The organism is Acinetobacter sp. ABJ_C1_1 (assembly GCF_044684115.1).
GTDB classification, from domain to species: Bacteria; Pseudomonadota; Gammaproteobacteria; order Pseudomonadales; family Moraxellaceae; genus Acinetobacter; species Acinetobacter nosocomialis_A.
The window spans coordinates 422,784-445,340 of record NZ_JBITPU010000001.1 but is presented as its reverse complement, the minus strand read 5'-3'; the positions used below and the strand labels follow the sequence as shown (position 1 = coordinate 445,340).

The following is a 22,557-nucleotide window of genomic DNA, read 5'->3' as shown; positions in this document are numbered from 1 at the left end:
ATTGCTTATGCTAAGCGCAGATAATGATAAAAGTGTTAGGACAAAGGATGAAAAAATTACAATTTATTGCCAGTTGCCCACAACATGGGGTGCTTGATCATCCACCAAATGAATGCCATATCACACAAGAATATGTAGCGGCTTTATTGTTTAAACAATTGGGGCATTATGGCTTTGATGCACAGCACATTGTGCATGAGCATGAAAAGGTAGAAGTCAGTATAGATAATCATCTTTTACCTTTGTCGATTACTTGTCAGAAAACAGACCATGAAGGGCATTTGATGTGTGAAATCTCTGCCAATCCTGATGAAGAACAAGACTGGTTTGAGAAAATCGAAACACAAAGCATTATTCGCCAGCTTGCACAGGCAGTTGAAAATAGTTTGAAAGCTGATCATAGCTTTTCAGCATTTGAATGGAAAAATTAAGATATACACCTGTTAAGATTTATTTATGAAGTGCGGCTTTTTAAGAAAGCCGTACAGTCTCTTTAGATTAAAGATAAAAATACAAAATCTTTCCCGAAATCCCTACCTATCTTTAATGCTTTGTGTATATTGAAATTATTAAGATATTTACATAATTAGAGTGTGGTTTTCATGACACAAGTTAATATTGCAGCGTTATCTCCTCAAGTGGTTTGGCAGCATTTTCAAACACTTTGCACTATTCCGCGTCCGTCAAAGCATGAACAGCAGCTTCGTGAATTTTTAAAAAACTGGGCTGAAAGTCGGAATCTAGAAACTTATGTGGATGAAGTAGGAAATTTGATTATCCGTAAAAATGCGACTGCGGGTAAAGAACATGTGCCTGGAGTTATTCTGCAAGGCCATTTAGATATGGTTACACAAGCCAATACTGGCACGGTACATGACTTCTTTAAAGACCCGATTCGTCCAGTTCTTGAGGATGGCTGGTTAATTGCTAAAGATACCACTTTAGGTGCTGATAATGGCATTGGGGTGGCTTTAGCCTTGGCAGTTTTAGACTCAAATGATATTGCTCATGGACCAATTGAAGTTCTTTTAACAGTCGACGAAGAAGCAGGCATGAGTGGTGCACGGCTTTTACAGGCAGGTGTACTAAAAGGGAAATGGCTATTTAATATTGATACAGAAGAGTGGGGCGAGTTGTATCTCGGATGTGCTGGTAGTATTGATGTTGAAGTTGAGCAACCGCTTAATTATGAACCAATTCCTGAAAATTTGAATATTGTTAATATTCAGGTGGCTGGTCTTAAAGGTGGTCACTCTGGCGTAGATATCCATTTAGGACGTGGTAATGCCAACGTTATTCTGGCCCGTTTTTTAAATCAGCATTTAGCGAAGTTTGGTGGACGGCTTGTTGAGTTTATAGGTGGTACAGCTCGTAATGCTTTACCTCGCGAAGCTGTAGCAACCATTGCCATTTCATCTAACCAATTGCCTGAATTAGAACAATTACTCGCTGAATATCAAACAGCATGGAAAAAACAGCTACAAGGTATTGATGACAATCTGCAATTAACTATTCAGCCTAATAGTGCTGAAGTGACCGAAGTGATTGCTCAACAACAGCAAAATGAATGGTTGCAAGCTTTAGCAACAAGTCCTTATGGCGTTGCAAGTATGAGTCAGGTTCTATCAGATGTAGTTGAGACTTCAAATAATATTGGAGTGGTGAGACTAAATAGAGAAGGCGGAAAAGCTGTCTTAATGGTCCGTTCAATGGTGAACCAAGAAGCTCAAGACTTTGCAGAAAAAATACAAAAACATTTCAGTCAATTTAATATCGGCTCTACACTTACGCCGTTAGTGTCGGGTTGGACACCAAATCCAGATTCGGCTGCTCTAAAGTGCTTACAGCAGGCCTATCAAAATGCATTTAATATTGAGCCAAATCTAAAAGTAATTCATGCAGGCTTAGAGTGTGGGATTATTGCCGAGCATTACCCACATTTACAAATGGTTTCTTTTGGACCGGATATTCAAGGTGCGCATGCACCGGGTGAACGAGTCAAAGTTGATACTGTAGAGAAATGCTGGAAGCTACTGGTAACCGCTTTGGCATCTGTAGAGTAGTTTTTTAGAAATAAGAAGCTCAGTCATGAGCTTCTTAAACTTTAACCTTTATATGAAAATGATCTGGTTTTAACTCGACAAACTCGATTTCACAATCAATAAATTTTTCAATCATGGCTGCTTGAGTACGAGTGTGTTCGCTAATACATTGTGCGGTGAATTCACCACCTTGGCCTAATGCCAATGGTAGCAGTAACTGGTCTGCCAAATATTCATCTACCACAGCCTGTGAAGATAAATATAATTTTACATCTTTTGCTAAATGATCACCTATTTGCTCTGCACTTTTGCGCATCTCACCTAAAGCTGTAAACAGTTGAGTGTGATATTGATGAGTAACTTTCACATACATTGTATTGCCTTGGCTAATTCCATTTAAATGAAATTGTTGCTGAGAGCTTAAGTTTAGCTTTTTACTTAATGTGGTTAATTCACGTTGAGCAATTTGTGCTTCCTCTGAAAGATTTAATACTGCTGCAAAAGCTTCATTGCATTGCAAAGCACCACGATCTAATAAATTTAGCTTGTTTCGATGTTGCCATGGTTGAACGGTAATCTGAATTTCACCTGCACCAATTGGAAAAAAGCCAGCTTTATTTAATCTAAAATCGACGTTAATTCCAATCTTCGCTAGAGCAGGTAAAAAGCAGTGTTCAATAAAATCTGCTGTTGGTGCAAGTGGATTATGTGTACCCCCTGAAATGGTGAGTTCGGTAGCTTCATTTTGTAACAACAAAACAGGTAGAAGCGTTTGTAAAACCAGTGTTGTACTACCCGCTGAACCGATTTGAAATTGATATTTACCACTTTGAACATGCTGAGGTGCGAAATATAAACGTTGACTATGTAATTCAGCACCCTCTACATAAGCTTGGCTAATTTGTTGAGATGCTTGTACACAAACCAAATGTTGACGCATTAACCCTGGTTTTTTACGTCCTGCACGTATATTAATTAATTCAAATGGTTGGCCTGTAATCATTGAAAGCGCAAGGGCAGTTCTTAAAATCTGTCCACCACCTTCACCTTGTGATCCATCAATTTGAATGGCTTTTGGCATATTTGCCAAAACTGTATTCACTTCTATTTTCCTTATTTTCTAATTTAATGAACATACTGTCAGTACATGGTAATGCGAAGTAACGTGTGACTTTGCTTTTGACAAAGGTTTACTAGGTGCATAGTGCTGAGCCTGATAAGTGAATATCGATGCACGGCTCACATGCTGCCATAGCCGCCTGAATTATTTTCAATCCCTCAGATCGGAGTAATGCAGGATCTTGTACTCGCCCAGTATGTCCAAACTTTGATTGTGAAAATGATTTCACAAAATTTATTGTTTAATCGATTAGATCAATTTGCCAATTAGCAGCCTGAATTTTAACGTTTAAGTCACGGAGTTTCGCACTGATATCATCCGCCTGCTTTTGTAAGCTAGAAACAGGAATGACTTTCTTCCACTTAATTTCACGTGAGCTGTAACGATCAGGTTCTCGATGTGTATTAGCAATCGCATGGATTAAAATCTTATGTTGTTCAGCATAACTATCGCGCAAGCTTAATAGGGACAACAATACTTTGCCATCTTCTAGTTTTGTTTGTGCATTGGTTAGATGAATACAATAAATTAATTCATTGCTTTCTTGGGTTAAGGCAAATACCTGTTTGATCAGTTCATTTGGATCCTCACTAGGTTCATCGCCATCTTGTACCAATACATTGGTGTTGATTCGTTGTTTTAAGGAAGCGAGCTTTTTTTGTTGATCGCTTCGAAGTAAAAGTGCTTCTGCGAGTTTCATTTTATTTACCTTTTATTCAATATGTACAATTACTAAGTTCGAAATATCTTCTAATTGCATAGTAATTTTTGCACATTCAGTAATGTCTTCTAACGTTTCATCTTCATGCCAAGTTGTCATAAAACAATGATCGATTGGTGGCTGATAGTTATAAAGAACTAGATAGTTTTCATCTAGGACATCATCCCAAATAGAACACTCATATCCTGTAACCATCGCTTGAATACAATGTTTGGAATAGACAATCTGCTCACAAATCCAATTACGCCATTTAGGCAGAATTTGATCGGTTTCCACAACCAAGAGGATGTAATAGGGGTGTTCAGGTAGAATCAGATGCTTTTCTTCATTTGCCCTGATTCTATAACTTCGAATATCTAAACAATCTTTTTCCATGATTAACCCTTAACACACACCACTTGTCGTAAGGTATATACCACTTCAACCAAATCGCTTTGAGCTTTCATTACATCTTCAATTGGTTTATATGCCGATGGAATTTCATCAATAACTGCTGCATCTTTACGGCATTCTACACCTTCAGTTTGGGCAATTTGATCTTCTACGGTAAAGCGTCGTTTTGCTTCAGTACGGCTCATAACACGGCCAGCACCATGCGAACATGAACAGAAAGATTCCTGATTTCCAAGTCCACGGACAATAAACGATTTCGCACCCATTGAACCTGGAATAATTCCATATTCACCTAAGCGCGCACGGACAGCACCTTTACGGGTGACCATTACTTCTTCACCGTAGTGTTCTTCCTTTTCCACATAGTTATGGTGACAGTTCACCGCTTCCAAACGTGCCTGAAACGGCTTTGGTACAATAGTCGCCAAGGCTTTAATCGCAGATTGCATCATGATTTCTCGGTTCTTCATCGCAAAGCGTTGAGCCCAACCCACAGCAAACCAGTAATCATCAAAATGTTCAGTGCCTTCGACTAGGTACGCTAAATCTTTATTTGGCAAATTAATGAAATGCTTCTGCATGTCTTTACGTGCAAGTTCGATAAAATGATTACCGATAGCATTTCCTACACCACGAGAACCCGAGTGCAACATAATCCAAACATGATCATGCTCATCTAAACAGATCTCGACAAAGTGGTTTCCAGTACCTAGAGTTCCTAAATGCTTGCGGTTGTTGGTGTTTTTTAAACGTGGATGTTTGGCACAAATGTATTCAAAATCTGCAACCAGACCAGCCCAAGCTTGATCTACCATTTCTGGTGGAGTTTCCCATGACCCACGATCACGTCCGCGCTTAGTCATTCCGTGTGGGATTAAACGTTCAAGTTCAGTACGTAGAGCATGTAAGTTATCTGGTAAATCTGAAGCCGTTAAGCTTGTACGGGTTGCCATCATTCCACAACCAATATCTACACCCACAGCAGCAGGAATAATTGCCCCTTTAGTTGGAATTACGCTACCAATAGTTGCCCCTAAACCGAAGTGTACATCTGGCATAACAGCCATCCATTTATAAATAAAAGGCATTTGGGCAGTTTGCAATAATTGTTGTTTTGAGTTGTCATCAACAAGCACGCCTTTAGTCCACATTTTGACTGGCATACTTTTTTCATTTTGCAGAACTTCATAAGAACGTTGTTGCTGCTTTTGTTCAAACTGAGCTTGTTGTTTAATTTCTTCAATGACAGACATTTTCTTTTCCTTTCAAAGCCTGCCTGCCAAGCGTTTGCAGGCAGGTGTTATTCACAATATCCGAATGATGTTGTGTGCTTTGTACTATTGCACTGAGTGTGCCAACTTTTAAAAATATACTTAATTAAAAATATAAGTTATTGAAAGTAATATATAAAAATAATTATTCTTTCTGCGTAACTAATTTCTGTTGGAAATTTTAATATTTAAAAGATATCTAAAAATATATTTAAATATCTTTTTGGATATATGTATTTAATGGATCTTCCCGTTTCTATCGATTTTTAAAAGCTGTCCAGCTTCACTTAAAGTAAATTCATCAAAATCATTGGCTAAATAAAAATGACCTTTATAAAACTGGCGAACTTCTTCAGTAATAGCTTGCTGCCCAGCTTTATCCTGATGTCTAGGGCTAAAGTGTGTCAGAATTAGATTACTTAAAGATTGCTGTTCTGCAAAATCAGCCACCATTTTTGCTGAGCTATGCATTGGACCTTTGCCGACTTTATCTAAAACCGTTTGTAAGTAAGTCGATTCGTGAATAAGGAGTTGGGCATCTTTGCAAGCGTCTGCTAATAGTTCTGGTTGGTCATTATCTCCACCTATAATTGCATGAACTTGTTGATTTTGAATTTTGATAAAGTCTTGAGCTTTTAAAGTTTTCCCCTCAAACTCAACATCGTAGCCTCGTTTCAAATGGCCCCACATGTCGCCTTGAGGTACGCCAAGTTGAGTTAGAGCTTGGGTATCTAACTTCTTCTGAATAGATTTGATATAAATGCTAAAAGCAAAACTTGGAACACGATGGCTTAGAGGGTGTGCTTGAACAATGAATTCGTCAGTGATCTGTTGTGGCTGCGTTGCTTCATTCACATCAATAAATTGAAGGGGATAGGGTAAATGTAAATCTGTAAGTTGGGCAGTGATTTCAAACCATTGCTGAATTTCTTTTGGTGCAATCACGATTAAGGGTTTGCTACGGGCATTCATGCCCGCACTTGCCAATAAACCAACTAAACCATAACAATGGTCGCCGTGAACATGTGTAATACAAATGGCAACTAGGTTTTGTAATGAAAGTTTAGCTTGTTGAATACGGTGCTGTGTCCCTTCGCCAGCATCAATTAAAATCCAGTCCTTATTTTTGCTGTTACGAACTGTTAATCCTGAAACATTACGTGTCAGGGTCGGTACACCTGAAGATGTGCCTAAAAAAGTAAAATGAAGCATATTCTTGGAATTTTTTGGTCAAATGCGTATTGTATATTATAGACACTTATAAAATTTTATAGAAATTATGGCGGATGCAAAGAAAACAGTTGTTATTGGCTTTGTCGGTTCTACCCTTGATCAGGGGAGAAGGCCAGATCGCTGGCAGCGTTGGCGTCCTACACTTAGCCTGTTAATGCATGAAGATTTGCTTGTAGATGAATTGGTACTTTTACATGATCGACAGCATCATAATTTAGTTAAATCTATAGCAGTAGATGCTAAAGAGATTTCTCCACAAACTGAGGTTTCTGGACATAAGGTAAGTATTAAAGATCCTTGGGATTTTGCTGAAGTTTATGGTGCACTCTATGACTTTGTAAAAACGTATCCGTTTGATATCGAAAAAAATAACTATTTACTGCATATCACGACAGGAACGCATGTTGCTCAAATTTGTTGGTACTTATTGGTAGATGCACATTATTTGCCAGCTCAACTCATTCAAAGTTCACCTAACCAACACAAGACATCAGAAGGTGAATATAGAATTATTGATCTGGACTTATCTCGATACGATGTTTTAAAACAGCGCTTCGATGATGAGCAAAAGCAAAATTGGCAACAACTTAAAGCCAATATTTCTACTCATAATAAAGCGTTTAATCAGCTTATTGAGGAAGTTGAATTAGTTGCAACCCGCTCTAGTGCACCTATTTTAATTATGGGGGCAACAGGGGTTGGTAAGTCTCATTTGGCAAAACAAATTTTTCAGTTAAAGAAAGATAAATTTCAATTAAGCGGCCGTTTTATCGATGTTAACTGTGCAACCTTACGTGGTGATAGTGCCATGTCGACCTTATTTGGTCATATAAAAGGTGCATTTACAGGCGCAGCTGCATCTCGTGCTGGTTTATTAAAAAGTGCTGACCAAGGCATTTTATTTTTAGATGAAATTGGTGAATTGGGACTTGATGAACAAGCTATGCTGCTAAAAGCACTAGAAGACAAAAGCTTTTTCCCTGTTGGAAGTGATAAGGAAATTCAAGCCGATTTTCAGCTAATAGCGGGTACTAATCGTGATTTGCGCAATGAAGTTCAAGCGGGCCGTTTTCGTGAAGATCTATGGGCTCGTTTGAATACGTGGACATTCTTTTTACCTAATTTAAAAGATCGTGTAGAGGATATTGCACCCAATATTGATTTTGAGTTACAGCGGTTTGCTGCAATTCATCAAAGACAATTACGTTTTCAACGTGATGCTTTAGAAACATATTTAAAGTTTGCTAAATCAGTAGATGCATCATGGCAAGGAAATTTTAGAGATCTAGCAGCGAGCGTAACTCGTTTAGCAACTTTATCTCAAGGTGAGTTAATTCGTCGTGAAGCTGTAGAAAAAGAAATTGAACGCCTAAAGCAACTTTGGCTTATTCAGGGTGAATCTTACAATGATAAAAATACAGATATTTTGTTGAACTATTTGGATTCTGAACAAATAGAGCAAATAGATGAATTTGATCAGATTCAATTACGAGGTGTGCTCAAAGTCTGTGAAAATTCAAAATCAATGGCAGAGGCGGGAAGAAAACTCTTTTCAGTATCTCGCCAACAACGTAATACAACGAACGATAGCGACCGAGTAAAAAAATATTTGGCACGTTTTGGGTTAAGTTGGAATAATTTTTAGCAGTTACTGTGCTTATGAAATGATGGACATAGACTCAATCTATGCCCATCAAATACACTTTATTTCATGATAATAAAGCGTGTAATGATTTGACGAAGCTGTTTTAAATAACCTGTAAAGAAGTGGTTAGCGCCTGGCAAAATCGTAATTGGATGCTTCTGTGGTTTTGCCCATGCAATTGCATCTGAAAGTAAGGTAATGTCATCTTGCTCACCATGAATGAGTAGAATATCGCCTTGAATTTCAGGAGTTTTGTAGTGACGTAAGCCCACTACAGTCGCTGTTGGCAAGCCACACAAAATTAACTGTACTGGTTGTAATTCTGGGCTAAGCTGCGCATGACATTTTGCCAAAACATGTGAGCCGAAGCTAAAACCGCCTGCATAGAATGGCAAGCCTTCATGAAGCTTACGAACATGCTCAATCACAGCTAAAATGTCTTCGGTTTCACCATGGCCTTCATCATGAACACCTTCACTGCCGCCTAAACCACGGAAACTAGGACGGTAAACGATACAACCATATTCATTAAAGATTTGGGTTAAAAGAGCAGGGACTTTATGTTGAGGGGTTCCACCTTGCAATGGATGCGGATGGCAAACAACCGCAAAGCCTTTGATTTCACCTTCAGGGCGGTCTACAAAAAGTTCAATTTTACCAACTGGACCCTGAATGAAAATTTGCTCAGACATATAAGAATCGATAAATAACAATACGTATCTCTATTTTACCGATAGTCGTCATTGAAAACACGAGTTAGCATTAAAAAATATCTACTGTTATAGTTGGTATTAAGAATAATTTTTTCAGGTTGTCTATGCTTGCTTTAATTTCTCCTGCAAAAACTTTAGATTATGAAACAGCGTTACCTACAGATGAGTTTACTCAGCCGCGCTTATTAGAAAACTCAGCACAATTAATTGATGTTTGCCGCAAACTTTCCGCTTCGGAAATTGCGACTTTAATGAGTGTTAGTGAAAAAATTGCCACACTAAATGCAGATCGATTCAGAGATTGGAATCCCGAATTTAATTTCTCAAATGCTCGCCAAGCAATCTATGCATTTAAAGGTGATGTTTATACTGGTTTAGATGCTTATTATTTAAAAGACAAAGATATTGATTTTGCACAGCAGCATTTGCGTATGCTCTCTGGTCTATATGGTTTATTGCGTCCTTTAGATTTAATGATGCCTTATCGTCTTGAGATGGGCACTAAATTAAAAAATACGCGTGGCCATAATTTGTATGAATTTTGGGGTGATATCATCACTAACCAGATTAATGAAGATTTGGCCGCAATTAAATCTGAATTATTAGTAAATCTAGCTTCGGATGAATATTACAAATCTGTCAATGAAAAGAAAATTAAGGCTGAAATTGTGAAGCCAGTTTTTCTTGACCAGAAAAATGGCAAATATAAAGTCATTAGTTTCTATGCGAAAAAAGCACGTGGTTTAATGGCTCGTTTTATTATTGAAAACCAATTAAATAAAGCTGAGGACATCAAAGCGTTTAATACCGAGGGTTACTACTTTGATGCTGATAATTCATCGGCAAAAGAGTTGGTGTTTAAGCGCGATGAGCAAGTGGCTTAATTAAATTAATAATTTCACGTGCCATGCGGCCTTTGGTCTCATGTTTAATTTATTAAACTCTATATTGGATATGCCTTACTTTTGAAAGGTCAAAAGTAACAAAAACCTTTGTTGAACAGAGGGCACATCCATGTGGCCCCTGTTCAACAGTGGCATCCATGCCACTCGGCACGATAGCTTTTGTTATCGTGCTTTAAAATTTAATGATTACTTAAAGAAATAACCTGTTTCTGGTGAGCTTGCATTTGCCATACGTTTACGTGGCATGCGACCCGCTAAAAATGCTTCACGTCCAGCTTCAACAGCTTTTTTCATTGCAGAAGCCATCAAAATAGGATTTTGAGCAGCTGCAATGGCAGTATTCATCAGTACGCCGTCACAACCAAGTTCCATTGCAATAGCAGCGTCACTTGCTGTACCAACGCCTGCATCGACTAAAACTGGTACTTTCGCATTTTCTTTAATAATTGAAATGGTGTGTGGGTTTAAAATACCTAAACCTGAACCAATCAGACTACCTAAAGGCATAATTGCAACACAGCCCATACTTTCAAGTTCTTGCGCAATGATTGGGTCATCAGAGGTGTAGACCATAATCTCAAAACCATCATCAATCAAAATACGAGCCGCTTTTAATGTCTCGGTTACATTTGGATATAAGGTTTTTTCATCACCCAACACTTCAAGCTTTACTAGGTTATGACCATCGAGTAACTCACGCGCTAACATACATGTACGTACTGCGCTGTCAGCATCAAAACAACCTGCGGTATTTGGCAAGATAGTATATTTTTCTGGTGGAATAACTGAGAGTAAATTCGGTTGATCTGGATTTTGTCCAATATTCACACGGCGGATTGCGACGGTTACAATTTCTGCACCACTGGCTTGAATAGCTAAATCCGTTTCATTTAAGTCTTTATATTTGCCAGTTCCTACCAATAAACGAGATTGAAAAGAACGTGAACCAATAATGAGAGGGGTGTCTTGCATGGATAACTCCGACTTAGCCGCCGCCAACAGCGTGAATAATTTCGATACGGTCATGTTGAGCAATCGTAATTTGCTCTAATTTGCTTTTAGAAACGATTTGCTGATTGTGTTCGACAGCAAAACGTTTTCCTTCAAGTGCCAACTCCTGAATGAGTTGCAACAGGTTTTGGCTAGGCGTGTCCGTTAATTCGCCATTTAAATAAATTTGCATGATCACATTCCGATTATTTTGCGTATTTGAAAGCATTCCAAGCCAAGATCAGCCATCCAGCAATCATTAAAGCTCCACCGATTGGCGTAATTGCACCTAATATTCTTGGTAATCCCAGCGCCATGATATAAAGCGAACCACAAAAAAATAGAATACCAATCTGGATAAATAAGAAAGATAACTTGATTGGGAAATGGGGAAGAACCTTACTTAAAATACCAAGCGCTAATAGGCCTAGAGCATGATAAAAAAAGTAGTCGGTTGCAGTCTGCCACCAAGCAAGTTGCTCGGGACTCGCGTGAGCTTTAAGACCATGTGCTCCAAAAGCACCCAACATGACTGCAAAAGCAAGATTAAGGGCTGAAATGGCAATCCACATAACAAAAAACGCAACTGAATAATGAAAGGCAACGTTACCATAGAATAGGTTGGCTAAACATAGCCAGATAAAACAAAAGGGCTTATCGCCCTTTTATTTTTTTCATTTACTTTAGCTTGCCGACATAGCGACTTTAATTTTTTCCATCGCATTTTTTTCAAGCTGACGAATACGTTCTGCCGAAACATTATACTCAGCAGCAAGCTCATGTAGGGTAGATTTATCATCATCTAACCAACGGCGCTGCAAAATATTACGCGAACGATCATCTAACTGGTCCATGGCATCATGTAAAGCAGATGTACTTTGCTCTTCCCAGTCTTCATTTTCAACTAAACGAGCCGGGTCATAACGGTTATCTTCAAGATACAACGCAGGGGCAGTATGTGGCGTATCATCGTCATCATCACCTTGCGCTTCAAAAGCAGCATCATAAGCAGTTAAACGACCTTCCATTTCCAGAACTTGTTCTGGAGTTACATTCAAGTCGTTTGCAATAGATTGCGCTTCTTCGAGTGTTAATTTTTTACTCGATTTTTTTAAACTACGTAAGTTGAAGAAAAGTTTACGTTGAGCTTTAGTTGTTGCAATTTTTACGATACGCCAGTTACGAATAACGTATTCATGAATTTCTGCCTTAATCCAGTGGACGGCAAAAGATACAAGACGTACGCCCATATTTGGGTCGAAACGTTTTACGGCTTTCATTAAGCCTAAATTACCTTCTTGAATAAGGTCGCCTTGTGGTAGGCCATAACCTGCATAGCTGCGCGCAATATGAACGACAAAACGTAAATGCGACATTACCAGCATTTTTGCGGCATCAAGATCTTGGTCATAATAATAACGTTCAGCAAGTTCTTTTTCTTGCTCGGCCGTTAAAATAGGAATCTGATTGACAGTACTGATATATGCACCAAGGTTTACACCGGGCGCAGACAATGACAGGGGCATCAATTGATTGCTGCTGTCACTCATGAGTTCTCCTTATAGGATAGGATGGATTAACCAATAAATTCATCTTAATGTGAATTGCCTTCATAATTAAGGAAAATTGGGTAGAAAAATGTAAAATTTTATGCAGTTACTAATCTTAGATTTTAACAAAGAATCATTAAGTTTCAATTAAATAGTGAAATTCTCTTTCTGAAATTTGCATGGTTTGACACATAAAATGATGTAAATTGCAATAACGCGTTACATCAATTTCACTATGAGGGTCAGATGATTTCAATAAAAATAGCTGCTTTCCTGATATTTTCTTAAGTTCACGTTTCAACATTAATAAAGGCATTGGGCATGGTTGACCAAGGGCATTAATTTCAATAGGCGTTACAGTAGAAGAGGTAGTGCTCATTCATTATAAAAACAACTAAAAAAAAATATTCTAACAAATTTTTTGATGAACTCTAGGTGTTTTATAAAAATTAAAAGGTAAAGGATTATATAAAAATTATTGTAATAAGCTGTTTAAAAAAAGAGCTAAAAATAGGGGAAATATTTGAAAAAAATTCTATTAATTGTCATAAACCCGTGTTAAGCTCGAACCGTTTTAGGGATTACCACACAGTTAAATTGTTTTAATAACCTATAACAAATGGATGTAACCGGAAATTGTTGATAGTTTTACAGAATGATTACAAGCTTTAAGATTATAAAAATTTTAAATACTTGTTTACTCTGCTGTTTGCAACACCGGAAGGTCCTTTTTTCATCATCTGAGGATTGACTTATGACAGCTCGTGAACAAGGCGTAGTAAAGTGGTTTAATGACACTAAAGGCTTTGGTTTTATTCAACGTAACGGCGGCGACGATGTATTCGTTCACTTCCGTGCAATCGTAGGTGACGGTCACCGTTCTCTACGTGACGGTCAACGCGTAGAGTTTAGCGTTGTACAAGGTCAAAAAGGTTTTCAAGCTGAAAACGTTCAGCCTTTAGACTAAGACTAATTCATCTTTTTGATGAATGATGGACGCTCCAATTTTTGAATTGGGGCGTTTTTGTTTATAATGATCTTCTCATTCGAGAGATTGTTTGTTAGAGCGCGTATTTATGACATCTGGTTTTGAAACCTTGAATTTACATCCGCAACTTAAAAAGGCGATTGATGCTTTAGGGTTTACTCAAATGACCCCAATTCAGCAAAAGGTTTTAAAATATACATTAGCCGGGCATGATGCAATTGGGCGAGCACAGACAGGAACAGGTAAGACAGCTGCCTTTCTGATTAGTGTAATTAATGATTTACTCAATAATCCGGTTCAAGAGCAACGCTTCCGTGGCGAGCCTCGTGCTTTAATCTTGGCGCCTACTCGTGAGTTGGCATTGCAAATTGAAAGTGATGCAAAATTTCTCACAAAATTCTCTAATTTACATGTCGTAACCCTATTGGGTGGTGTTGATTTTGATAAGCAGAAGAAGCAACTTGATGCTAATTTTGTTGATATTATTGTCGCTACACCTGGGCGTTTAATTGATTTTGTAGAACAAAAAGAAGTTTGGCTCGATCAAATTGAATTTTTAGTCATTGATGAAGCTGACCGTTTATTAGATATGGGCTTTATTCCTTCGGTAAAACGTATTGTTCGTTATTCACCGCGTAAGGAACAACGCCAAACTCTAATGTTCTCGGCGACATTTAGTTACGATGTCTTAAATTTGGCAAGACAGTGGTTATTTGAACCTGTAACAGTTGAAATTGAGCCTGAACAAAAGACCAATAATGATGTCGAACAACGTGTTTACGTTGTGGCTAAACAAGATAAATATCGTCTTTTACAAGATATTTTACGTGAAGAGCCAATTGATAAAGTCATGATCTTTGCTAACCGTCGTGATCAGGTGCGCCGTCTTTACGACCATTTGAAAAAAGATGGGTATAAAGTAGGGATGCTATCTGGTGAGATTGCTCAAGATAAACGCATGAAAATGTTGGAGCAGTTCAAACAAGGTAAGCATAACATCATGATTGCAACGGATGTCGCTGGTCGTGGTATTCATGTAGATGGTGTATCTCATGTAGTCAACTTTACTTTACCTGAACAATCTGATGATTATGTTCATCGTATTGGGCGTACAGGCCGTGCAGGGGCACAGGGTGTAAGTATTAGTTTCTTATCTGAAGATGATGCTTTCTATTTGCCGGAAATTGAAAAGGCAATTGGTAAGAAATTACCACTTACTCGTTTAGATGGTTATTGTTAATAAAAAATCCCAGTCAATTGACTGGGATTTTTTTTACTTAATTAATTTTGCAGTAAAAGGTGAGGGTAGTCTGATAGTCATCATCTTTAGCTAAAGATGCATTTTTACCGGTTAAAGTACCAATGACACCTGCAGCAGCTTCTACCATTTGACCAGTCTTTTCACTGACCACATCTTTTAATACGCCGTGATAAGTGGTTTTTTCATCAACAATAACTGGGCTTGTACTCTTAGAGCATGTTTTTTGTGCCGCAGTAACTGCATTATTCTTTGCAATTAAATTAGTTTTACCAATACCAGTCACTTCAAACTGATTATTTTCTTTTTGAATTGCTAGAGTATTTTTAGGGGTGGTTGCACAAGCACCTAGTAATAAAACAACGCCGCTCATTGCGCTCGCTAAAATTATTTTTTTCATGATTCACCTAAGTTAATCGCCAAAAGACATAGCTATTTGAACATAAGTTTTCTAATTGATTTTGAAGACGTTGTATGAGTTTTGAAGTTTTGTATTAAAAAATGTCAAACTATGAGTTCACTAGGTTTATAAGCTAGATTCAATGGTGGATTAACGGTAGATTATGCTAATCTATTTCGAATTTTTGAGTTAGATCAATATTAATGACGGATTCAGCAATACAAATAATTCACCAAAATATTCATCAGCGTCAGTCTATTGGCCAATTAATTGAACCAGCTCCAAACTCAGAGCAACTAGAGTTAGCTTTTCAGGCTGCTTTAACGGCTCCAGATCATCATAGACTTAAGCCAACGCGTTTTGTAGTTATTTCAGGTGAGCAACGCGGTGCTTTCGGTGAGGTTCTAACAAAAGCTTTGGCAGATTTAGGTGAAACTGATCCCGCTCAACTTGAACGTGTTAAGCAACATCCTTTTCGCGCTCCGCTACTTATTTTAGCGCTGACTCAGTTACAAGATCACCCAAAAGTACCACATTTTGAACAAATCTTAAGTACAGGTGCGGCAGTACAAAATCTTTTGTTATCTTTGCAAGCTCAAGGGTTTTCAACCATGTGGCGTAGTGGAGCTGTTGTTGAATCAAATTGGTTAAAACAGTATTTAGGTCTGCAACCACATGATTTAATTTCAGGTATTATTTACGTTGGCACTGCAGCCAAAGCAATTGCACCTCGTGCAAATATTGAAAGTAAAGAATTCGTAAAAGTTTGGCAGGCTTAAACGTCTGTAAAAGTAAGAAATAGGATAATAAAGCATGGCTGAATTTAAGTTTACAGATTTGGTGGAACCTGTTGCGGTCGATAAAAAAACGGCATTACGGATTACCGTTTTAGGGGGCGGTAGCTTTGGTACAGCCATGGCGAATTTAGCTGCTCGTAATGGCTGCGATACCATGATCTGGATTCGTGATGCCGAAACAGCAGAAGAAATTAATAAAACCCATATTAATAAACGTTATTTACCAGACTTCACTTTAGAATCTTCATTACGTGCAGTTTCTGATTTGGAACAAGCTGTATGTGATCGAGATATTATTTTGGTCGCAATTCCTAGTCATTCTTTTCGCGATGTCTTAAAACAAATCGCTCCGTATATTACTGCACAAGCAGTTGTATCTTTAACCAAAGGTGTTGAAGCTAAAACATTTAGTTTTATGAGCGATATTATTCGTGAAGAACTACCAGAAGTTCCATATGGTGTATTGTCAGGTCCAAACCTTGCCAAAGAAATTATGGCGGGAATGCCATCGGGTACAGTGATTGCTAGTGATTCCGAGCTTGTTCGTTATGCTGTGCAGCATGCGCTTCATAGTGCGTTATTCCGCGTTTTTGGTAGTGATGATGTGCATGGAGTTGAGTTGGGCGGAGCGCTGAAAAATATTTATGCAGTCGCAATGGGAATTGGTGCAGCATATAAAATTGGTGAAAATACCAAGAGTATGATTTTAACGCGTGCTTTGGCCGAAATGAGCCGTTTCGCGGTAAAGCAGGGGGCGAATCCACTTACGTTCTTGGGTTTATCTGGTGTAGGCGATTTATTTGCGACTTGTAATAGTCCATTAAGTCGTAATTACCAAATCGGATATGCGCTAGGTTCTGGTAAAACGCTTGAACAAGCGAGTAAAGAGTTGGGTCAAACTGCTGAAGGTATTAATACAATTGTTCAGGTGCGTGGTAAAGCACAAGAACTGGACGTATATATGCCAATTACCAATGCTTTATATGAAGTGATTTTTGAAGGCGCTCCGCCATTAAATATTGCACTTTCTCTTATGAAAAATGGTCACCGTAGTGATGTCGAGTTTGTTTTACCTCATCATGAAGTCTGACGAATAAATGTCATAAATTGTGGTTATAATGCAGGAATTATTAACAAGGAAATTTTATGCAACTGACATTAGTTCGTCATGGGGAAGCTGCTCCGCCAATAAATGGTAATGATATTAAACGTCCACTTACTGCGCGTGGACATACACAAGCTGAACAAACAGCAACATTTTTAAAAGATATTGTAAAACCTGATATTTTTGTAGTCAGTCCTTTGTTGCGTGCTCAAGAAACATTGGCACATATTCAGACGTATTTTAAAGATGTGCCTGTATTGTTGTGCGATAAAATTAAGCCTGATGATGATGCAAAAGAAGCAATTGAGTGGTTGTCTCAAATTCCTTATGAGTCGATTGTGGTAGTTTGTCATATGAATGTTGTAGGTCATATTGCAGAGTTGCTTACTCATGAAAATTTCAATCCATTTGCGCTTGCTGAAGCTAGAATTTATGATCAAGCTGTGATTGCAAATGGTTTATCAACACAAAAAAATAGTTTTATACCCACAATATAATTAAAAAGGTTATTTAGCCGACATGCTGTATATATGGATGCCTGAAACCAATGGAACATGGCATTGGTCTAACGGAGAAACCTGGTTGCAGGCTGCGAGTCTCGATCAATTAATACAAGACTTGCAAATACATCAAGGAAAAGAGGCTACGGTCTTTTTTCCGAGTCGCCATGCTCAAATGCTTCAGCAATCTATGGCGAAGTCCCACTATAAACAGCTGGGGGCTGATGGGGTTAAATATCTACTTGAAGAGTTTGTGACTTTACCGATTGATCACATGAAAGTGGTCCACCATTTTTATGCGGATCAGTTAACTGTCTTAGGTGTTGCTCAAGGTATGGTTGAGACATGGCAACATTCCTTAGCTTTACTGCCAACCAAACTTGTTGCTTTGTTACCTGATTTTCTGATTTTGCCTGAACCACAAACTGAGCAAGTTATTCTGTGTAATATTAACCATCAACTTTTGGTGCGTGAAAATAAGTGGTTAGGTAATTCAATTGATGACTTGGGGCTTTTTTTAGAATTTCAGCCAGCTGAAATACATTATCAATATAGCGGTTTAACAGCAGAGCAACTAGAGAGTTTAGAAGCCGCCTCAAGCGCAGAGCAACGTTCTGAGTTTGTTTATCAATTTCAGTCTCTAGATAAAACTAAGCAGCATCCTTTTAATGTTTTGCCAAAATCAAAAGGTCAGGAGCGTACTTTCTCTGGCTATTGGAAAGCTTGCGCTGCTGTTGTTTTAGCAATTATTGTGGTGCAGTTTAGCTATGATTTATTGCGTTGGGTCAAATTGAAAAAAGTGGCGAATCAAACTGCTGACCAAACGATTGAACAATATAAATATTGGTTTGGGCCATCTAGTCGTGTAACTGAACAAAACATTAAAGGCCAATTTGAAAGCCATTTAAGAATGAGTCAACAAAGTGATACACAAGCACTTTCTTTATTGAGCCGTGTTGGCCCAATTTTAATGCAAAGACAGATTTTGGCTCAGCAACTTAATTATGATGCTTCAATTTTAACGATGGCATTAAAAGCAAAATCGGCCGATGATTTACAAGCTTTGACACAACAATTAAATCAGCAAGGATTTAAAGCTGAGCTAGGTAATGTCCAAGCAAATGGTGGTGGGGCAATTGGGGTGGTGAAAATACAATAATGAAAATGTTAGTTCAATTGCAGAATCGTTTTGATCAGTGGATTGAACAAGTTGTTCAATACCTAGATCGTTTAACTGTCCGTGAACGCGTTATGGTGGTCTTTACTACAATTTTTGTTTTAGTCGCTATTGTCGGGTCTTCACTTTGGAAAATGCATTCCTTGGCAGAACAACAGCAAAAACGCTTAAATGATTTAAAAGATTTGATGGTGTGGATGCAGAGTAATGCGGTTACTATGAAACCCGCAAATGAGCTTGAACTTGATAAGTCTGGAAAAATACAAAGGGTGGCTCAACAGCAAGGTTTAACTGTGACTTCTCAGCAAAATGGAGAGCAGTTACAAATTGTTGTAACACATCAGAATTATGCGGTTTTAGCTAACTTTTTAACACAACTTGCACAGATGGGCCTTAGTATTCAGAAGATGGAAATGGTTTCAAGCGAAGGTCAGATTAAATTAACAGCGACAGTTCAATAACATATTAAAATATGCTTATGTAAGGCATGGTGTTTTGTGCTGCCTGTGCCTATAATATGCATACCTAAAATCAGTAGACTGTGATTGGTATGTTATATTCACTTGCTCGCCCGATGTTGTTTAGTTTAGCACCAGAGCGTGCCCATGAATTAACATTATCCATGCTTGATAAAGCGCATAAGCTAGGCATGATGCGTCAGGCTGTAGAAGCAAAGCCTACTACATGTATGGGAATCGAGTTTCCTAACCCTGTAGGTTTGGCAGCAGGCCTAGATAAAAATGGTGCTCATATTGATGCCTTAGCTGGATTAGGTTTCGGTTTTATTGAAATTGGCACAATTACACCTCGCCCACAATCGGGTAATCCAAAACCCCGTTTATTTCGTATTCCTGAAGCTAAAGCCATTATTAACCGCATGGGTTTTAATAATGATGGTGTTGATAAGCTGATTGAAAATGTTAAAGCTTCAAAGTTTAGAGGCATTTTAGGAATCAACATTGGTAAAAATGCCGATACGCCTGTCGAAAAAGCAGTTGATGATTACTTAATTTGTCTTGAGAAAGTTTATAACTACGCGTCATACATTACAGTTAATATTTCATCTCCAAACACTAAAAACTTGCGTAGTTTACAAAGTGGCGATGCGTTAACTGAATTACTGCAAACTTTAAAAGCGCGTCAACTTGAGTTGGCTGAGCAATATAATCATTATGTTCCTTTGGTTTTGAAAGTCGCTCCGGACCTAACAGCTGAAGATGTTGAGTTTATCTCTGCTCAATTATTAGATTTTAAAATTGACGGTCTTATTGTGACCAATACGACTTTATCGAGAGAAGGGGTGGAAAACCTGCCTTACGGTAATGAGTCAGGTGGTTTGTCAGGCGCTCCTGTATTTGAAAAAAGTACAGAATGTTTACGTTTATTTGCTCAATCATTAAAAGGACAAATTCCTTTAATTGGTGTGGGTGGTATTTTGTCTGGTGAGCAAGCTTTAGCGAAACAACAAGCTGGAGCAACACTTGTTCAAATTTATAGTGGTCTAATCTACACAGGACCAACACTTGTAAAGCAATGTGTTGAAGCTATGACCTAATTGAACATGAACACTATTGATATCATCATTCTAATACTTTTGCTCATTGGGGGGCTAAACGGTTTGCGACAAGGATTTATAAAAGCCTTTGCGAACTTGGTAGGATGGATTTTTGCATTAATTATGGGTGCAAAATATGCTGTTCTTCTAGCTCCGTCAATGTCGGGTTTAAGTCAGGATCCGGTGGTTCAAAAGATTGCGGCTTTTGCATTTATTGCACTTATTATTGTTGTTTTAACTTGGATCGTCACTGCACTTTTAAATGGCCTCTTGAAAAGTTTGAAATTGGGGCCATTAAATCGTTTAGCAGGTGGTGCTTTTGGTTCGTTGAAAGGTTTACTGGTCGTTCTTATTACCATGCAAGGCGTAGGACCTTGGGTTGAAGGTTCAGCAAACTGGAAACAGTCCATACTTATACAATTTTTACTGCCTTATGCGCCTTTAGCCACAGAGCTTTCTAAAGACGCAGCAAGTGAGGCATATCATCAGATAACATCTGGAGGCGGTGTATCTCGCACTTCTCCAAAACCAATGGACGAGTCGGAAGAATCAGAAATCCGGCCCGACCATTCAACAAAGAATCCTTTTTATTAATTCCTAGCTTGTCTGCGAGGTTGCTATGTGTGGAGTTGTTGGTATAGCCGGTAAATCGCCAGTGAACCAAATGTTGTTTGATGCATTAACGATGTTGCAGCATCGTGGGCAAGATGCAGCTGGAATAGTAACCTGCCATGAAGGCCGTCTTTTCCTTCGTAAGGATAACGGTATGGTGCGTGATGTCTTTCATACTCGTCATATGAGAGCATTACTGGGTAATTACGGTATTGGCCATGTGCGCTACCCAACTGCGGGTTCTGCTAGCAGTGCGGAAGCTCAACCATTTTATGTGAACTCACCTTACGGGATTACACTTGCACATAATGGTAACTTGACCAATGCAGAAGAAATTCATGATGACCTGTTTAAAACAGATTTACGTCACATGAACACTGATTCTGACTCAGAAGTTCTTTTAAACGTTTTTGCACATGAGTTGCAAAAGAAGGGAACACTAAACCCTACAGCTGAAGATATTTTCCATACGGTTTCTCGTGTTCATGAGCGCTGTCAAGGTGCTTATGGCGTAGTAGCTATGATCACTGGTCATGGTTTGGTTGGTTTCCGTGATCCAAATGGTATTCGTCCACTTATTTACGGTTCGCGTGAAACTGAACAGGGCGAGATGGAATATATCATTGCATCAGAGTCTGTAGCGATTACTGCACTTGGTTTTAAAATCGAGCGTGATATTGCACCAGGTGAAGCAATTTTCATTGATTCTGAAGGCCAGTTATTCACTAAACAGTGTGCGGCAGAACCAAAATACCGTCCATGTATTTTTGAATATGTTTATTTTGCTCGTCCAGATGCAATTATTGATGGTATTTCAGTTTATAAAGCCCGTTTAAAAATGGGTGAAAAATTAGCGCATAAGATTTTGCGTGACTGGGGTGAGGACCATGATATTGATGTGGTTATCCCAATTCCAGATACAAGCCGTACTTCAGCATTAGAACTTGCAAACATTCTTGGTGTGAAGTTCCGTGAAGGCTTTATGAAAAACCGTTATATCGGTCGTACCTTCATTATGCCGGGTCAACAACAGCGTAAAAAATCTGTACGTCAGAAATTGAACCCTGTTGAGTTAGAGTTTAAAGGCAAGAACGTTCTATTGGTTGATGACTCTATTGTACGTGGTACTACGTGTAATGAGATCATTCAAATGGCGCGTGACTCTGGTGCGAAAAAAGTATACTTTGCTTCAGCAGCACCAAAAGTAATGTATCCAAACGTTTATGGTATCGATATGCCTGCTAAGACTGAGCTTATTGCTTCAGAACGCAGCGTAGAGGAAATCCAAGAAATTATTGGTGCTGATCGTTTAGTATTCCAAGATTTGGAAGACTTGAAGAACGCCGTACGTACAAGTAAGGTTCCTACATTGACTGAGTTTGATTGCTCTGTTTTTGATGGTATCTATGTAACTGGTGGAATCGATGCAGACTATCTGAATAATTTGGAGCAGAAGCGTAATGATTCTGCGAAAAAGAAAAAAGATGGTTATATTGATGTCAATATTGATGCAGCGTCAGTAGATTTGACGGGTATTAAAGAAGAATAGAAATAGCCGAAAAAAGCGGGTGTTTCCCGCTTT

Annotated in this window: 26 protein-coding genes; 14 read left to right on the top strand and 12 right to left on the bottom strand. The window is 38.4% G+C overall.

Translation table 11 applies throughout. The features are described 5' to 3' along the window. Positions 1-47 precede the first annotated feature (47 nt). A complete protein-coding gene (locus tag ACG59Z_RS02205) occupies positions 48-431 on the top strand; it encodes a hypothetical protein (protein ID WP_005068294.1) in 384 nt (127 codons plus the stop codon). 171 nt (positions 432-602) lie between these two features. Continuing rightward, the gene (locus tag ACG59Z_RS02200) at positions 603-2,063 is read left to right on the top strand and encodes an aminoacyl-histidine dipeptidase (RefSeq protein ID WP_400197775.1); all 1,461 of its coding nucleotides are present in this window, start codon (positions 603-605) and stop codon (positions 2,061-2,063) included. A 34-nt stretch (positions 2,064-2,097) separates the two neighbouring features. On the opposite strand, the gene rtcA is transcribed toward ACG59Z_RS02200, so the two are convergent. From rtcA to ACG59Z_RS02175, 5 genes are all read right to left on the bottom strand, one after another. Further along, positions 2,098-3,144: an RNA 3'-terminal phosphate cyclase gene (gene rtcA, locus ACG59Z_RS02195; protein ID WP_400197774.1), complete on the bottom strand. Its 1,047-nt coding sequence runs from the start codon at positions 3,142-3,144 to the stop codon at positions 2,098-2,100. Positions 3,145-3,403: 259 nt separating this feature from the next. Beyond that, complete coding sequence (locus ACG59Z_RS02190; protein ID WP_400197772.1) at positions 3,404-3,862, bottom strand: DIP1984 family protein; 459 nt, start codon at positions 3,860-3,862, stop codon at positions 3,404-3,406. 12 nt (positions 3,863-3,874) lie between these two features. Next, entirely contained in the window at positions 3,875-4,258 is a 384-nt protein-coding gene (locus ACG59Z_RS02185; RefSeq protein WP_400197770.1) for a hypothetical protein, read from the bottom strand. 2 nt (positions 4,259-4,260) lie between these two features. Continuing rightward, positions 4,261-5,529, bottom strand: coding sequence for an RtcB family protein (locus ACG59Z_RS02180; RefSeq protein ID WP_400197768.1), 1,269 nt, complete (start codon positions 5,527-5,529; stop codon positions 4,261-4,263). A 255-nt stretch (positions 5,530-5,784) separates the two neighbouring features. Further along, positions 5,785-6,759, bottom strand: coding sequence for a ribonuclease Z (locus ACG59Z_RS02175; protein WP_400197766.1), 975 nt, complete (start codon positions 6,757-6,759; stop codon positions 5,785-5,787). Between the two features lie 67 nt (positions 6,760-6,826). Between ACG59Z_RS02175 and rtcR the strand changes: the two genes are divergently transcribed. Next, complete coding sequence (gene rtcR / locus ACG59Z_RS02170) at positions 6,827-8,425, top strand: RNA repair transcriptional activator RtcR (RefSeq protein WP_400197765.1); 1,599 nt, start codon at positions 6,827-6,829, stop codon at positions 8,423-8,425. Positions 8,426-8,484: 59 nt separating this feature from the next. Here the strand turns inward: rtcR and ACG59Z_RS02165 are convergent, their stop codons facing one another. After that, complete coding sequence (locus ACG59Z_RS02165) at positions 8,485-9,117, bottom strand: alpha/beta hydrolase (protein ID WP_016805219.1); 633 nt, start codon at positions 9,115-9,117, stop codon at positions 8,485-8,487. Positions 9,118-9,242: 125 nt separating this feature from the next. Between ACG59Z_RS02165 and yaaA the strand changes: the two genes are divergently transcribed. Beyond that, on the top strand, positions 9,243-10,022 hold the full coding sequence (gene yaaA / locus ACG59Z_RS02160) for a peroxide stress protein YaaA (RefSeq protein ID WP_400197761.1): 780 nt from the start codon (positions 9,243-9,245) through the stop codon (positions 10,020-10,022). A 207-nt stretch (positions 10,023-10,229) separates the two neighbouring features. On the opposite strand, the gene ACG59Z_RS02155 is transcribed toward yaaA, so the two are convergent. The 5 genes from ACG59Z_RS02155 to ACG59Z_RS02135 all read right to left on the bottom strand — a co-directional run bounded on the left by ACG59Z_RS02155 (position 10,230) and on the right by ACG59Z_RS02135 (position 12,962). Then, complete coding sequence (locus ACG59Z_RS02155) at positions 10,230-11,015, bottom strand: thiazole synthase (RefSeq protein WP_392451790.1); 786 nt, start codon at positions 11,013-11,015, stop codon at positions 10,230-10,232. 13 nt (positions 11,016-11,028) lie between these two features. Next, positions 11,029-11,226 carry a sulfur carrier protein ThiS gene (gene thiS, locus ACG59Z_RS02150; RefSeq protein WP_004700562.1) on the bottom strand — a complete coding sequence of 66 codons (198 nt, stop codon included), beginning with the start codon at positions 11,224-11,226 and terminating at the stop codon, positions 11,029-11,031. Between the two features lie 13 nt (positions 11,227-11,239). Then, positions 11,240-11,605: a DUF423 domain-containing protein gene (locus tag ACG59Z_RS02145; protein ID WP_114154511.1), complete on the bottom strand. Its 366-nt coding sequence runs from the start codon at positions 11,603-11,605 to the stop codon at positions 11,240-11,242. A 111-nt stretch (positions 11,606-11,716) separates the two neighbouring features. Next, positions 11,717-12,583 (bottom strand): RNA polymerase sigma factor RpoH, encoded by an 867-nt coding sequence (gene rpoH / locus ACG59Z_RS02140; RefSeq protein ID WP_002049311.1) that lies wholly within the window; start codon positions 12,581-12,583, stop codon positions 11,717-11,719. A 136-nt stretch (positions 12,584-12,719) separates the two neighbouring features. Beyond that, a complete protein-coding gene (locus ACG59Z_RS02135; protein WP_400197755.1) occupies positions 12,720-12,962 on the bottom strand; it encodes a sulfurtransferase TusA family protein in 243 nt (80 codons plus the stop codon). Between the two features lie 375 nt (positions 12,963-13,337). Between ACG59Z_RS02135 and ACG59Z_RS02130 the strand changes: the two genes are divergently transcribed. Beyond that, a complete protein-coding gene (locus ACG59Z_RS02130; RefSeq protein ID WP_000126912.1) occupies positions 13,338-13,550 on the top strand; it encodes a cold-shock protein in 213 nt (70 codons plus the stop codon). Positions 13,551-13,659: 109 nt separating this feature from the next. Next, positions 13,660-14,811: an ATP-dependent RNA helicase RhlB gene (gene rhlB, locus ACG59Z_RS02125; protein WP_042077024.1), complete on the top strand. Its 1,152-nt coding sequence runs from the start codon at positions 13,660-13,662 to the stop codon at positions 14,809-14,811. A 37-nt stretch (positions 14,812-14,848) separates the two neighbouring features. Here rhlB and ACG59Z_RS02120 read toward each other — a convergent pair whose 3' ends face one another. After that, complete coding sequence (locus ACG59Z_RS02120) at positions 14,849-15,229, bottom strand: hypothetical protein (protein WP_263614150.1); 381 nt, start codon at positions 15,227-15,229, stop codon at positions 14,849-14,851. A gap of 203 nt (positions 15,230-15,432) precedes the next feature. On the opposite strand from ACG59Z_RS02120, the gene ACG59Z_RS02115 reads away from it, so the two are divergent. The 8 genes from ACG59Z_RS02115 to purF all read left to right on the top strand — a co-directional run bounded on the left by ACG59Z_RS02115 (position 15,433) and on the right by purF (position 22,524). Next, positions 15,433-16,008: a nitroreductase gene (locus tag ACG59Z_RS02115; protein ID WP_400197751.1), complete on the top strand. Its 576-nt coding sequence runs from the start codon at positions 15,433-15,435 to the stop codon at positions 16,006-16,008. Between the two features lie 34 nt (positions 16,009-16,042). Beyond that, positions 16,043-17,116, top strand: a complete 1,074-nt coding sequence (locus ACG59Z_RS02110; RefSeq protein ID WP_000807316.1) for an NAD(P)H-dependent glycerol-3-phosphate dehydrogenase — start codon at positions 16,043-16,045, stop codon at positions 17,114-17,116. 56 nt (positions 17,117-17,172) lie between these two features. Further along, complete coding sequence (locus ACG59Z_RS02105; protein ID WP_400197749.1) at positions 17,173-17,628, top strand: SixA phosphatase family protein; 456 nt, start codon at positions 17,173-17,175, stop codon at positions 17,626-17,628. Between the two features lie 22 nt (positions 17,629-17,650). After that, positions 17,651-18,790: a type II secretion system protein GspL gene (gene gspL / locus ACG59Z_RS02100; protein ID WP_400197747.1), complete on the top strand. Its 1,140-nt coding sequence runs from the start codon at positions 17,651-17,653 to the stop codon at positions 18,788-18,790. Beyond that, entirely contained in the window at positions 18,790-19,269 is a 480-nt protein-coding gene (gene gspM / locus ACG59Z_RS02095; protein ID WP_400197745.1) for a type II secretion system protein GspM, read from the top strand. The genes gspL and gspM overlap by 1 nt, the downstream gene beginning before the upstream one ends. A gap of 89 nt (positions 19,270-19,358) precedes the next feature. Further along, positions 19,359-20,363 carry a quinone-dependent dihydroorotate dehydrogenase gene (locus ACG59Z_RS02090; protein ID WP_004707879.1) on the top strand — a complete coding sequence of 335 codons (1,005 nt, stop codon included), beginning with the start codon at positions 19,359-19,361 and terminating at the stop codon, positions 20,361-20,363. Between the two features lie 6 nt (positions 20,364-20,369). Further along, positions 20,370-20,957, top strand: a complete 588-nt coding sequence (locus ACG59Z_RS02085; RefSeq protein WP_263614145.1) for a CvpA family protein — start codon at positions 20,370-20,372, stop codon at positions 20,955-20,957. A 25-nt stretch (positions 20,958-20,982) separates the two neighbouring features. Continuing rightward, entirely contained in the window at positions 20,983-22,524 is a 1,542-nt protein-coding gene (purF, locus tag ACG59Z_RS02080) for an amidophosphoribosyltransferase (protein ID WP_019457102.1), read from the top strand. Positions 22,525-22,557 lie beyond the last annotated feature (33 nt).

Excerpts from the sequence above, each read along its gene's own strand:
- ACG59Z_RS02205 (WP_005068294.1), top strand. The coding sequence starts at position 48 with ATGAAAAAATTACAATTTATTGCCAGTTGCCCACAACATGGGGTGCTT.
- ACG59Z_RS02200 (WP_400197775.1), top strand. The coding sequence starts at position 603 with ATGACACAAGTTAATATTGCAGCGTTATCTCCTCAAGTGGTTTGGCAG.
- ACG59Z_RS02190 (WP_400197772.1), bottom strand. The coding sequence starts at position 3,862 with ATGAAACTCGCAGAAGCACTTTTACTTCGAAGCGATCAACAAAAAAAG.
- ACG59Z_RS02185 (WP_400197770.1), bottom strand. The coding sequence starts at position 4,258 with ATGGAAAAAGATTGTTTAGATATTCGAAGTTATAGAATCAGGGCAAAT.
- ACG59Z_RS02180 (WP_400197768.1), bottom strand. The coding sequence starts at position 5,529 with ATGTCTGTCATTGAAGAAATTAAACAACAAGCTCAGTTTGAACAAAAG.
- ACG59Z_RS02175 (WP_400197766.1), bottom strand. The coding sequence starts at position 6,759 with ATGCTTCATTTTACTTTTTTAGGCACATCTTCAGGTGTACCGACCCTG.
- rtcR (WP_400197765.1), top strand. The coding sequence starts at position 6,827 with ATGGCGGATGCAAAGAAAACAGTTGTTATTGGCTTTGTCGGTTCTACC.
- ACG59Z_RS02165 (WP_016805219.1), bottom strand. The coding sequence starts at position 9,117 with ATGTCTGAGCAAATTTTCATTCAGGGTCCAGTTGGTAAAATTGAACTT.
- yaaA (WP_400197761.1), top strand. The coding sequence starts at position 9,243 with ATGCTTGCTTTAATTTCTCCTGCAAAAACTTTAGATTATGAAACAGCG.
- ACG59Z_RS02155 (WP_392451790.1), bottom strand. The coding sequence starts at position 11,015 with ATGCAAGACACCCCTCTCATTATTGGTTCACGTTCTTTTCAATCTCGT.
- thiS (WP_004700562.1), bottom strand. The coding sequence starts at position 11,226 with ATGCAAATTTATTTAAATGGCGAATTAACGGACACGCCTAGCCAAAAC.
- ACG59Z_RS02145 (WP_114154511.1), bottom strand. The coding sequence starts at position 11,605 with ATGTGGATTGCCATTTCAGCCCTTAATCTTGCTTTTGCAGTCATGTTG.
- rpoH (WP_002049311.1), bottom strand. The coding sequence starts at position 12,583 with ATGAGTGACAGCAGCAATCAATTGATGCCCCTGTCATTGTCTGCGCCC.
- ACG59Z_RS02135 (WP_400197755.1), bottom strand. The coding sequence starts at position 12,962 with ATGAGCACTACCTCTTCTACTGTAACGCCTATTGAAATTAATGCCCTT.
- ACG59Z_RS02130 (WP_000126912.1), top strand. The coding sequence starts at position 13,338 with ATGACAGCTCGTGAACAAGGCGTAGTAAAGTGGTTTAATGACACTAAA.
- rhlB (WP_042077024.1), top strand. The coding sequence starts at position 13,660 with ATGACATCTGGTTTTGAAACCTTGAATTTACATCCGCAACTTAAAAAG.
- ACG59Z_RS02120 (WP_263614150.1), bottom strand. The coding sequence starts at position 15,229 with ATGAAAAAAATAATTTTAGCGAGCGCAATGAGCGGCGTTGTTTTATTA.
- ACG59Z_RS02115 (WP_400197751.1), top strand. The coding sequence starts at position 15,433 with ATGACGGATTCAGCAATACAAATAATTCACCAAAATATTCATCAGCGT.
- ACG59Z_RS02110 (WP_000807316.1), top strand. The coding sequence starts at position 16,043 with ATGGCTGAATTTAAGTTTACAGATTTGGTGGAACCTGTTGCGGTCGAT.
- ACG59Z_RS02105 (WP_400197749.1), top strand. The coding sequence starts at position 17,173 with ATGCAACTGACATTAGTTCGTCATGGGGAAGCTGCTCCGCCAATAAAT.
- gspL (WP_400197747.1), top strand. The coding sequence starts at position 17,651 with ATGCTGTATATATGGATGCCTGAAACCAATGGAACATGGCATTGGTCT.
- gspM (WP_400197745.1), top strand. The coding sequence starts at position 18,790 with ATGAAAATGTTAGTTCAATTGCAGAATCGTTTTGATCAGTGGATTGAA.
- ACG59Z_RS02090 (WP_004707879.1), top strand. The coding sequence starts at position 19,359 with ATGTTATATTCACTTGCTCGCCCGATGTTGTTTAGTTTAGCACCAGAG.
- ACG59Z_RS02085 (WP_263614145.1), top strand. The coding sequence starts at position 20,370 with ATGAACACTATTGATATCATCATTCTAATACTTTTGCTCATTGGGGGG.
- purF (WP_019457102.1), top strand. The coding sequence starts at position 20,983 with ATGTGTGGAGTTGTTGGTATAGCCGGTAAATCGCCAGTGAACCAAATG.